Source organism: Anaerococcus sp. HMSC065G05, assembly GCF_001812365.1.
Taxonomy (GTDB): Bacteria; Bacillota; Clostridia; order Tissierellales; family Peptoniphilaceae; genus Anaerococcus; species Anaerococcus vaginalis.
In genome coordinates, this window is the sequence record NZ_KV808697.1 from 1 (window position 1) to 11,165 (window position 11,165).

At 28.3% G+C, this 11,165-nt stretch carries 12 protein-coding genes; all 12 read left to right on the forward strand.

The genetic code is table 11. The features are described 5' to 3' along the window. The first annotated feature begins 294 nt into the window (after positions 1-294). The 12 genes from HMPREF2852_RS03290 to HMPREF2852_RS03345 all read left to right on the forward strand — a co-directional run bounded on the left by HMPREF2852_RS03290 (position 295) and on the right by HMPREF2852_RS03345 (position 11,114). Positions 295-1,371: an NAD(P)-dependent alcohol dehydrogenase gene (locus HMPREF2852_RS03290; protein ID WP_070605920.1), complete on the forward strand. Its 1,077-nt coding sequence runs from the start codon at positions 295-297 to the stop codon at positions 1,369-1,371. Continuing rightward, positions 1,372-2,253 (forward strand): GTP-binding protein, encoded by an 882-nt coding sequence (locus tag HMPREF2852_RS03295; protein WP_070605921.1) that lies wholly within the window; start codon positions 1,372-1,374, stop codon positions 2,251-2,253. It begins immediately after the preceding gene. Positions 2,254-2,636: 383 nt separating this feature from the next. Beyond that, positions 2,637-2,876 carry a GH32 C-terminal domain-containing protein gene (locus HMPREF2852_RS03300; protein WP_070605922.1) on the forward strand — a complete coding sequence of 80 codons (240 nt, stop codon included), beginning with the start codon at positions 2,637-2,639 and terminating at the stop codon, positions 2,874-2,876. Positions 2,877-3,243: 367 nt separating this feature from the next. Further along, on the forward strand, positions 3,244-5,340 hold the full coding sequence (locus HMPREF2852_RS03305; RefSeq protein ID WP_070605923.1) for a Rib/alpha-like domain-containing protein: 2,097 nt from the start codon (positions 3,244-3,246) through the stop codon (positions 5,338-5,340). Further along, the gene (lepB, locus tag HMPREF2852_RS03310) at positions 5,333-5,863 is read left to right on the forward strand and encodes a signal peptidase I (protein ID WP_083306959.1); all 531 of its coding nucleotides are present in this window, start codon (positions 5,333-5,335) and stop codon (positions 5,861-5,863) included. The genes HMPREF2852_RS03305 and lepB overlap by 8 nt, the downstream gene beginning before the upstream one ends. 27 nt (positions 5,864-5,890) lie before the next feature. Then, positions 5,891-6,133 carry a hypothetical protein gene (locus tag HMPREF2852_RS03315; RefSeq protein ID WP_070605924.1) on the forward strand — a complete coding sequence of 81 codons (243 nt, stop codon included), beginning with the start codon at positions 5,891-5,893 and terminating at the stop codon, positions 6,131-6,133. Continuing rightward, on the forward strand, positions 6,099-7,094 hold the full coding sequence (locus tag HMPREF2852_RS03320; protein ID WP_186821921.1) for a DUF7601 domain-containing protein: 996 nt from the start codon (positions 6,099-6,101) through the stop codon (positions 7,092-7,094). Before HMPREF2852_RS03315 ends, HMPREF2852_RS03320 begins: the two co-directional genes overlap by 35 nt. A 14-nt stretch (positions 7,095-7,108) precedes the next feature. After that, the gene (srtB, locus tag HMPREF2852_RS03325) at positions 7,109-8,125 is read left to right on the forward strand and encodes a class B sortase (RefSeq protein WP_070605926.1); all 1,017 of its coding nucleotides are present in this window, start codon (positions 7,109-7,111) and stop codon (positions 8,123-8,125) included. Positions 8,126-8,240: 115 nt separating this feature from the next. Next, entirely contained in the window at positions 8,241-8,756 is a 516-nt protein-coding gene (locus tag HMPREF2852_RS03330) for a Spy0128 family protein (RefSeq protein ID WP_222563204.1), read from the forward strand. A gap of 123 nt (positions 8,757-8,879) precedes the next feature. After that, positions 8,880-9,161 carry a DUF6506 family protein gene (locus HMPREF2852_RS03335; protein ID WP_070605928.1) on the forward strand — a complete coding sequence of 94 codons (282 nt, stop codon included), beginning with the start codon at positions 8,880-8,882 and terminating at the stop codon, positions 9,159-9,161. A gap of 343 nt (positions 9,162-9,504) precedes the next feature. After that, positions 9,505-10,173, forward strand: a complete 669-nt coding sequence (locus HMPREF2852_RS03340; protein ID WP_070605929.1) for a response regulator transcription factor — start codon at positions 9,505-9,507, stop codon at positions 10,171-10,173. Between the two features lie 239 nt (positions 10,174-10,412). Then, positions 10,413-11,114 (forward strand): sensor histidine kinase, encoded by a 702-nt coding sequence (locus tag HMPREF2852_RS03345; protein WP_261667979.1) that lies wholly within the window; start codon positions 10,413-10,415, stop codon positions 11,112-11,114. Positions 11,115-11,165: the final 51 nt, after the last annotated feature.

Genomic DNA, 11,165 nt, shown 5'->3' on the forward strand with positions numbered 1-11,165 from the left:
TCATCTACTTTGTCTACAGTCTGAGACTGCAAACGCAGTCTTATTTTTTTGCTTTTTTTAATCCGCAATTTTTTTTCTAGGAAAAATTTTTAAAATAATTTGAAAATTAAAAATAAAAATTTTATTTGTGAAAATTTAATTTTATTATGATAGCATTCTACATTAGTTTAAAGTTATGGTTTTCATCAAAATTTAAAATAGAAAAATAAAATGATAAACAATTGACAAGTGCTTAAATATAAATTAAAATTAAATCGTAAATAAAAAATAAAAATCAAAAATAAGGAGGACTCTATGAAAGGGTTTGCGATGTTGGGAATTGGTAAGACAGGTTGGATTGAAAAACCAGAACCAGAAATGGGACCATTAGATGCGCTTGTTAAACCAATAGCTTTGGCTCCATGTAGCTCAGATATTCACACAGTTTGGGAAGGAGCTATCGGAGATAGACATGATATGATTTTGGGCCATGAGGCTGCTGGAGAAATTGTAAAAGTTGGAGAATTAGTTAAAGATTTTAAACCAGGAGATAGGGTTTTAGTTCCAGCTATTACTCCAGATTGGTCATCTCTTGAAAGTCAAGCAGGATTTCCAATGCATTCAGGCGGAATGCTTGCTGGATGGAAATTCTCAAATTTTAAAGACGGTGTATTTGGAGAAATTTTCCATGTAAATGATGCTGATGCTAACCTTGCTTTAATTCCTGAAGGAGTAGATCCAGTTTTAGCTCCAATGTTATCAGATATGGTTACAACAGGATTCCACGGAGTTGAACAAGCTGATGTTCAATTTGGAGATGAAGTTTTGGTAGTTGGAATTGGACCTGTAGGTTTGATGTCAGTTGCTGGAGCTAACCTAAGAGGAGCAAGTAGAATTTATGCAGTAGGAACTCGTCCAAATTGCGTTGAAGCTGCTAAATTTTATGGGGCAACAGATATAATTTCTTACAAAGACGGATCAATTTCTGAACAAGTTTTAAAACTTACAAATGGTAAGGGCGTTGATAGAGTTATAATTGCTGGTGGAACAGTTGATACATTTGAAGAAGCAATCAAGGCAATGAAACCAGGTGCAAAAATTGGTAACGTAAACTATCTTGACGGTGGAGATTACATTAAAATTCCTAGAGTTGAATGGGGAGTTGGAATGGGCCACAAGGCAATTAATGGAGGTCTAACACCAGGTGGAAGACTAAGAATGGAAAAACTTGCTAAACTTGTTTCTTGTGGAAAATTAGATCTTTCAAAACTTGTTACCCATAAATTCAATGGATTTGAAAATGTTGAAAAAGCATTATACTTAATGAAAGATAAACCAAAAGATTTAATTAAACCAGTTGTAATTGTAGCAGAAGATTTAATGGAAGATTAGATGAAAATAATAATAGTATCGGGATTTTTGGGAAGTGGAAAAACAACCTTTATAGAAAAATTATCAAAAAAATTGGATGATGCAGTAATTTTAGAAAATGATTATGCCAAGGCAAATATAGACAAGGATTTATTAAAAAATACAGGAAAAGAAATTTTATCCTTGGAAGAAGGCTGTATTTGTTGTTCAAAACAAAAAGATTTTGCAACGACAGTTATGAGCATAGAAAATACAATAAATCCAGAATATTTGATAATAGAGCCAACAGGTTTGGGATATCTTTCTAAAATAATTGAAAATATTAGTCCAATTGAATATGAAAAAATCAAAATTTTAAAACCAATAGCCATAGTTGACTATTACAGTATAGATAAGATTATGGGAGAATATAAAGAGCTTTTCCTTGATCAAATCCAAAATTCATCATATATACTATTATCAAAAACTGAAAATATAAGCACAGAAAAAATCGAAAAAGAAGCAAAAAAACTTGAAGACTTAACAAAAGCAAAAGTTTTTACCACCCACTACAATGATTTTGATAAAAAAGAATGGGACTCTCTTATTGGAGAATATGACAAAGAATCTCTAATAAGAGGGGACTATAAACATTTACACCTTGATAATCTGGTTTATGAAAATGTAGTTTTCAAAGATTTCAATGAACTTGGAACAAATTTCAATGCAGTTTGCCAAAATAGGTTTGGAAAATTAATAAGAGCCAAGGGTCTTGTAAATGTAGAAGATAAAAAAGTCAAGGTAGATGTTGTCGATAATAAATTTTCAGTAGAAAAATATGAGGGAGAATCTTTTACAAATTCCCTAATTTTTATAGGAGAAAATTTGGAAGAAAAATCTTTTGATATACTTTTTAAAAAATAATTAAAAGAAGCCCGAAAGCTTATCAGAGCGTAAACAAAATATAGATTCTGCCCATTTAGTACTATAAAAGTGTAAGTAGAAAAAAACTTTCTACTACACTTTTTTTAATATAATGAAGGCAACAGACGCAGTCTATTTAGTTTGAATTTATCTCTTAGTGATCTAATGACTTCAGATATCTGTCTATTTCTTCCTGTGTCATTTGAGAGAATTGAATCTTTTTTTTTAGAATTTCTACTTCCATTTGAAGATAGTAGTTTTCTTTTCTTAGTTTTTCTATTTCACTTATTTCTTTTTTTGTTTTACTACTTTAATCTTAAATTCTGTTTTGTATTTTGCCATTAAAAAACTGACCTCCTTAAGTTGGTTTTTAAGTCCAACTTTTGGGGTCAGTTCAGAATGAAAGTGGTTTTGGAAGAGACAAAAGGCATATTGAAATTGAAAAAATTAAAAATATAAGAATATTTAACTACACATCTTCAATCGAAATATTTATTAACGACGGAGAAGAAGTGATGACAAGTCGTGTTTATACCGAAAGAATTTCAAAAGCAAAATTTATTACAGAAAATATAGGAAAAATCAAATATTATATGCTAAGAAGATATGAATATATAAAATAAGCTACTAGCTAAATTAAAACTACGATTTAATAGAAAAAATTCTATTGGTCGTAGTTTTTTATATATAAATTTTTAATTGTTAATTATTTTACAAATTTTTTAATTAATCATTGAAATAAAAGATTTTTTAATGTACCATATATATAAGAATTTACATTTATTATGTTTGACTTATTAATAAATTGTTTCTAAAAAATCTTTGATTTTTAATTTTATAATTCAAAATCAAAGATGCGTTCGTAGGAGGGTATATTAAATACTTTAAATTTTTTACAAATTATAAAAATGATTTATCTTAGTAATTAAAATATAAGTATTTTATATAGGATTTTTACGAAAAATTAATTATAGGAGGAAAACATATGGTATGAGAGGATTAAAAAAATTTACATCCTTATTATTAGCCTTGTTTATAGTATTAGGAAACCTTGTCCCGGCTTTTGCGGATGAAATTGTTGAATCAAAAGATAAAGAGACCATTGAACAGAGTTCTCAGTCAAATGAAGAAAATAAAAAAATTGAAGATAGTAAAGATAAAAAAATAGAAAATAAAACGCCTATTGAAAAAGAAAATGATGATAAATCTGATTCTAAATCTTTAGAAAATAAAAACTTGACAACTCCATTAGAAAAATCTACGACTTTTCAAAGAGCACAAGTTGAACCTGGATGGGGAGAAAATAATGTTATTGTACAGGTAAATCTTCATGGCTTAAAAGGAAAAGAATTTAATTTTGATAAAATTTTTCCAAAACAAAAATTTCAAGATGGTCCAAGCATAGAATTAGAGGATAATTCTGAAGATGAGACTATTGGTAAAAAAAATTTTACACTTCAAAATACAAGATTAGACTTTAAAATACATCAACAAGTAGATATTGATGATTTTGGTATCTGCTTAGATGAATATTCTACTGATAATCATCAAGGAAGAATAATAGAGTGGATATCTTCCAGAAGTGGTGGATCAGATGGAACTTCAGTACTTAATTATGATATATATGAAGTTCAAAACACCAAGGCAAAATTTAAAACAGTTGACAAGGATGGAAATCTTATCGATAATTCTACAAATCTTACTGTGACTTATAAACTTGGAGATAAGACAAAAGCGAGTCAAAACTTGACTAATTCTACTGATGAAGAAAAAGATATGCTAGAAGGAGAAAGATTTCATAAACCCAATTGGCAAGGCAACTACGATGGTAGCCAAATGCCTACAGTTTCTCTTGATAAGGCCCAAAATGGTTTTGTTGTAGAAGGATATTATGCCTATAAAATTTTAAAGCAAGAGCAAAAAGATGACGATAAGTCAAATCCTTTGGAAGTAACTTTAATAAAAAAACAAAAAGTTATAAAAGGAGGGGAGCGTCCAAAATATATAGATCCAATAAGTGGAAAAGAAGTTGATGATCCTGATTATGTAAAAGTTGAATTTAAAGTTAATGAACATGGGTCAATTGATAGTGGAGAATCTGTTTATTGGGTTTTAAAAGATCTTGATTTAAAAGATTCAATCAAAGCTCCAAAAGTCAAATTAGAATATGGATATGGTTTTAAGGAGTGGAAGCCTTGGTTTAATACTGAAACTCAAAAGTATAGTCAAGATACAAGCCATATTGGTATAATTAATAAAATCAAATATTTTGATTATTTAACTTTTTCTGGAGATGTAACTACTAATAGACTTACATTTAAAGATGGAAGTAGATTAAAGTTAATTGGATTTGTCGATGAATATGGAATTTACAAGAGAGATCAAGTTAAAAGCTATATTGACTTTGAAAAAAATTCAGAAAGAGTAAGGGTGACCATGACAAATGGTTTAGTAGAAAATCCAGGAGTTGGGGAATTAGAAGTTCCTTTCCAGATGAAAGTTGATAATTTCTTTGGGAATGATATTCTAAAAACACAAAAAAAAGAACTTGTAAGAGAAACAACATTTTTTGCAAAAGATATTTATGGTAATACTTCTTGGTGGGGGATAAGATATAAAATCAAAAACCAAAACACCAAGGGAACAGTCACTCCAAAAGAAAAAGAAACTCTAAGGTATGTAGCTTTATCAAAAGATGAAATTTATAAAGCTGTAAAAGATGGAGAATTTACTTATAATGAAGGAGTACCAAAACAAAATAAAAGTGGAAACAATGCTCTTCATAAAGAAGTTGAAGGCAAAAATCTTTTAAATCCTGATAAGGTTAAAGAATTTAATATTAGTGATGAAGATTATAACAATATTGATTTTTCAAAGCTAGGGGATCAAGAAGTTCCAGTTACTATAACTTATTTAGACAATTCCAAATCAACTGTGAAGGTTAAAATAAAAATCAAGGAAAATGTTCCAACAGGAATTATTGATAATAACTACCAAATGCCAAAAATTCTTTTACTTGTAGGAGCTATTGGAGTTTTTGTAAGTGTAATTAATTTTAGGAAAAAAATTCTAAAAAATTATGATTAAGAAAGAAAAAAAGAATAAAAAAAATCAAAAAGATCCTGTGACAAGAGCTTTGCTTAAACTTGCTATAAAAATTGTAAGTATATGTTTGGTCATAGCTTTTGTGTTTACCTTTATTTTTGGAATGTATAGGGTCAATGATACTTCTATGGTACCAAATATAAGTCCAGGAGATATGATTCTTTTTTATAGGCTTGATAAGGACTTTGTTGTGGGAGAAACTGTTGTTTATTCTTACAACAAAGAAAATAAAATTGGTAGGATTGTGGCTATGCCGGGCGATGTTGTAAATATTGATGAAAAAGGATTAGTAGTAAACAATTCTTACCAATATGAACCGAAAATTTACAAGGAAACTTTGCCCTTTAAAGATGGAATAAAGTATCCAGTAAAATTAAAAGAAAATGAAATATTTTTGTTGGCTGATAACAGGGACAAGTCAGTCGATTCAAGATTATTTGGTCCGGTTGAAAAAAAATTTATAAAAGGAAAAATATTTACTCTTCTAAGAAGAAGGGGAATATAATAAAATTTTACGAAAGGAAAAAGAAATATGAAAACATTAAAAAAGAAAATTGTAGCAGGTGCCTTGGCATGTACCCTTGTTGGAGGAGCAGTAATAGCAAATCCACAAAAAGCAGAAGCAGCAAGTAAACCATTAAATATTAAAAAAGTATTAAACCTACCAGCTGAAGGTGTAGAAACACCATATGATACTTTTGGATTTAAATTTACTCCAGTTAGCTTTAATGGAGATACAAATGTTACTACTGATGAAAAAAAAGACTACAGGTGAGATTTATGTTCCACTGATAAGCGCTGGCGTAAATTATGAACCAACTGATAATATAGATAATGATACTAGTACTCCTGGAAAACAAGTTATTAGAGAAACAGAAGATGCATTAAAAAATGCGAACTGGAAAAACGCTGGTCAATATGTTTATAAAGTTACAGAGTATTCTCCATATCAAGATGAAGATGATATGAAAGATATGACTTATTCTAAAGCAGAATATACAGTATCAATTTTTGTAAAAGAACTTGAGGATGGTACTTTCGAAGTATATGATATCCAAATCAAAAAAGATAAAAAAGATGATGGAACAGTAGTGGAAGATGCAAATAAACAAGAATACACACCAGGCCAAGGTGATGATAAAAAAGGTAATGAATTTGTATTTGAAAACAACTGGGATAAAAAAGACGGTAACGATAATCCAAGTGGTGGACCAAAAATACAAGATGCAGATAAAAAAGGTTTTGCTTTAAGAAAAACAATAGCTGGAGAAAATCCAAGTACGACTGATAGATTTACTTTTTCACTTAATGTTGCAAAACCAGAAGGAAGTCACTCCGATGCAACAAGTTATAGCTATTATATAGTTGATTCAAAAGGAGAAAAAAGTGAAAAACTAACTGGAGAATACGGAAAAAATACAGAAGTTAAATTAAAACACAACGAAAGAGTCGTATTTGCTGAAGTTTTACTAGGATCAAAAGTGACAGCGAAAGAAACAAAATCTGGAACTTATATAGGAAAAGTTAAATCTTCAAGCTTTAATGGTACAGCCGGAGAAGCTAGTGAAGGTATCATAGGAGATCAAGGTGGAAACTTTGTAGAGTTTGAAAACAAAGAACAAACTCCTACAGGTTTACTAGTTGACAACCTACCATTTATTGCCTTAATAGCTGTAGCAGGATTAGGTATATTCTTCTTTGTTAAAAATAGAAAAGAAGAGGAAGCTTTAGCATAAATTTGTTGTAATTGATGAAAGAAAATAAGGAAAATACTAATTCTAAAATAAAAAATGAGGAAATGGAAGAGCACTCTTCCGTTTCCAAAGATAAATCAAATATTTTATCAAATAATCAAAGAAAAAAATTATTAGCAATTAGAAATGTTTCTAGATTTTTGGATTATATTGTTTTAATAATTTCCTTGCTTGCACTTTTTATTGGAATCTATGCTTTTTGGGATACTCACCAAATTATGGAAGTTGCTGATTCTGAAACTTATTCAATGTATAAACCAAACAGCGAGGATGATTTAACTTTTGACCAAATAAGGGCGAAAAATCCAGATGTTTTGGGATGGATTGATGTTTATGGGACAAATATTGATTATCCAATTGTCCAAGGCAAGGATAACGAAGAATATTTAAATAAAACTGTTCTTGGAAAATTTTCTACGACCGGATCAATTTTTTTGGATGCTTCAAATAAAAAAGATTTTTCAGATTTTCAAAATATTTTATATGGTCATTATATGGCTGAAAGAAAAATGTTTGGGGATATGGAACTTTTCAAAGACCAAGAATTTTTTAATACTCACAAGTATGGAGTAATTCATAGGCTTAATAAAAAAAGCAAGGGTATTGAATTTTTTGCTTTTTTAAAAACCGTAGGAACGGATGATAAAATTCTTTCTATTGCAAAAAATTCTCAGGAAAAACCTGACCTAATCGATTATATTTATGAAAATGCTGATTATTCTAGAAAATTAGATTTTGGAGAAAATGAAAATTTAGTCATCCTTGACACTTGCGATCTTTCTGTTACAAATGGGAGATATATTTTTATAGGAAGGCTTACGGACAAGGTAGAAGAAAATATTTTTAAAGAAGAAAAAAAGGAAAATAAATTTGCCAAACTTCTTAAAAAATTCTATAAAATTAATATTTTACTGACTTTACTAATAATTTGGATTTTATTAGTTTTGATTTATCTAATATATGATAGGATTAGCCGTAAAAAAGGAGAGGAGTCTAATAAGAATGTACAATAAAATAAGTATTAAGTTAAAAGCACTTTTTTGCTTTTCCTTAACTTTAGCTTTTCTCTCTGTGTTTTTTCTCTTTCAAACAAAAGTTTATGCTAAAGGTGTAGATTATTCTTTTGTGATGAGACAAAATGTGAGTATAAACTCACCATATTCGAAACCTCAAGATAGTTTTGAATATGTTTTGGAAGCAATTTCAAAAGATGCCCCTTTGCCAGAAGCAAGAAAAGGGACTTATAATTTTAGTCTAAAGGCTGATGAGAAAAAACAAATAAATATAGAATATCAAAAACCAGGTGAATACAAGTACAAATTATATCAAAATAAAACAGATATAAAAAATGTTAACCAAGATAAAGAGGTATATACTTTATTTATAAAAATTATAGAAAAAGATGGGCAACTTGTAAAAGATGAAATTATGATTATAAACTCTTCAAATAAAAAGGTTGAAGAAATGAATTTTCACAATATTTACAAAATAACAAGTCAAGAAAAAGCGAAAAATAAGAAAAATAGCCGTGCTATTGTAGCAACAGGTATAAAAGAAAATTTTATTTTGTTAATCTTGATTGTTCTAGTTGCAACAAGACTATTTATTTTAATTAATAATAGCAGAGATAAAGAAAAAGTATAAAAATAATAAGAATTTTGATGGGCTTTTGCAAAGTGTGATTTTCATACTTTTGTAAGAGCCCATTTTTTATGGATAAACTGGTATAATATTTTAAATTTATTAAATAGCACTAAGGAGAAAAAAATGAAATTTGTTTATTTGATAATGGGGCCTTTTGATTCAAAATTTGATAGGAAGGCTATTGGGAAAAATGCTAATGCTGAAATTATTGGTGTTAAAAATCTTGAGGAAGCGAAAGAAATTTCTAAATCTTTAATTGGACTTGCTGATGTGATTGAGCTTTGTGGAGCTTTTGGGGAAAGTGGTGCAATGGAAATCATTGATGCAACTTTTGGGAAAATTCTTGTTGGCTTTGTTGGGCATTTGGATTGCCAAAATGATTTGTTTGATGAATTATTTTCTTAAATTGATTTTTTTTAAATTCAATCTTTTGCTAAAATAAGAAATTATAATAAAAAAGTGCTTGTTGGCACTTTCATACTATTGAAAAACTAAAAATTTGCCATTTCGACCAGATAAATAACCGCCCGTTTCGGTTGTTTATCCCGATTTATCGTACGTAGTGAGTCGAGAAATCTCATGAGATCTCTCGACTACGCTCGAGATGGGTTATAGCGTAATTTTATTTTTAATTTAATAATGAATTACTAAACTGACTTTGTCTACACTCTGAGAAGATGTAAGGCTTCTTTTTTTTGAAAATTTTCAAAAACTAAAAAATCTATTATAATAATTTTAAGGAGTTATTATGGATATATTTATTGTTGAGGATGATAAAAAAATTTGTGAGGAGCTTTGTTTTCAGATTGAGCTTTTGGGATATAAGTGTTTTATTCCAAATGATTTTTCTAATATTTTGGAGGAATTTCAAAAAAGAGATTATAAGCTTGTTTTGATGGATTTGAAACTTCCTTTTGAAAATGGTTTTTATTGGTGTGAGAAAATTAGGGAAATTTCTAATCTTCCTATAATTTTTCTAACCAGTGCGGCTGATGATATAAATTTAATTAATGCTATAAATTATGGGGCAGATGATTTTATTTCTAAACCTTTTTCTATGCAGGTTTTAAATATGAAAATCAAGGCCCTTCTTAGAAGGTCTTATGATTTTTCTGGGAAAAATTTTGATCTTTCTTATAAAAATATTTCTTTGATTAAGGATAAGATGGTTTTAAAAATTAATGACAAAGAAACAAATCTTTCTAAAAATGAATTTTTGATTTTGGAAATTCTTATGGAAAATCCACAAAAAATTGTTTCAAGAGAGCTTATTATGGACAAGCTTTGGGCGACTGATTCTTTTATTGATGATAATACTTTGACTGTAAATATCAACAGACTTAGGAAAAAATTGAAAGATTTTGGCTTAGATGATTTTATTCAAACAAAAAAGGGAGTGGGATATTTTATAAAATGAAAAATTTAAAATTATTTTTTAGCATTAATAGGGCTTATATTTTCTCCTTTTTTATTTTTCTTATCTCATCCTTAATATTTTCTTTGGCCTTTTCAATAGATTTTAGGATTTTTTCCTATTGCTTATTAATTTTATTTTTTATATTTTTATTTATAGGAATTTTTAGATTTTTTAAAGTAAAAAAGTGTTTAGAGAAAAATTCTTTTTCTTTTTTTGAGAAAAATCTTTATGAAAGGCATTTGAAAGAAATTTTTAAAAGTAAGGAAAAAGAAATAGAAAATCTTAGAATTTCTAGCAAACTAAGGCAAAATGATTTGGAAAATCTTTTGACAATTTGGACTCATCAAATAAAAACTCCCCTTTCAAGTATTTCTTTAATTAGTGAAAGGGAAGAAAATTATGATATAAAAAGAGAACTTATTAGGATTGATGATTATATTGCATCGATTTTATCTTTTATAAAATTGGGTCAGGACAGTCTGGATTATTCTTTTAAATCTTTTTCTATTGAAAAGCTTATTAAAGATATTGTAAAAAGATATAGGAGTTTTTTTATCCATAAAAATTTAAAATTAATTCTTGATATAGAAGATGAAAATATAGTTTCAGATCCAAAATGGCTGGGACTTGTCCTTGAGCAGGTTTTGTTTAATTCTATAAAATATACCAATAAGGGTTTTATTAAAATTTCCTACCATGATTTTATTTTAAAAATTGAAGATTCTGGAATTGGTATTAAAAAAGAAGATTTGAAAAATATTAATAAATTTGGATTTAGTGGAGATAGTGATAAAAGAAATGAAAATTCAACTGGTATAGGACTTTTTTTGGTAAATGATATTTTAAAAAAGCTTGGATATGCTTATAAAATTGAATCTAAAGGGAAAGAGGGGACTATTTTTTCACTAAATCTTAAAAAATCTGGTATTATTGAAAATTAATCGGCATTTGCCGATTTTTTTAATCTTACAAAATGTAAGTTTAGGGGAAAA

Bases quoted from the DNA above. Each gene is read 5' to 3' on its own strand.
- HMPREF2852_RS03290 (WP_070605920.1), top strand. From the start codon at position 295: ATGAAAGGGTTTGCGATGTTGGGAATTGGTAAGACAGGTTGGATTGAA.
- HMPREF2852_RS03295 (WP_070605921.1), top strand. From the start codon at position 1,372: ATGAAAATAATAATAGTATCGGGATTTTTGGGAAGTGGAAAAACAACC.
- HMPREF2852_RS03305 (WP_070605923.1), top strand. From the start codon at position 3,244: ATGAGAGGATTAAAAAAATTTACATCCTTATTATTAGCCTTGTTTATA.
- lepB (WP_083306959.1), top strand. From the start codon at position 5,333: ATGATTAAGAAAGAAAAAAAGAATAAAAAAAATCAAAAAGATCCTGTG.
- HMPREF2852_RS03315 (WP_070605924.1), top strand. From the start codon at position 5,891: ATGAAAACATTAAAAAAGAAAATTGTAGCAGGTGCCTTGGCATGTACC.
- HMPREF2852_RS03320 (WP_186821921.1), top strand. From the start codon at position 6,099: ATGTTACTACTGATGAAAAAAAAGACTACAGGTGAGATTTATGTTCCA.
- srtB (WP_070605926.1), top strand. From the start codon at position 7,109: ATGAAAGAAAATAAGGAAAATACTAATTCTAAAATAAAAAATGAGGAA.
- HMPREF2852_RS03330 (WP_222563204.1), top strand. From the start codon at position 8,241: ATGAGACAAAATGTGAGTATAAACTCACCATATTCGAAACCTCAAGAT.
- HMPREF2852_RS03335 (WP_070605928.1), top strand. From the start codon at position 8,880: ATGAAATTTGTTTATTTGATAATGGGGCCTTTTGATTCAAAATTTGAT.
- HMPREF2852_RS03340 (WP_070605929.1), top strand. From the start codon at position 9,505: ATGGATATATTTATTGTTGAGGATGATAAAAAAATTTGTGAGGAGCTT.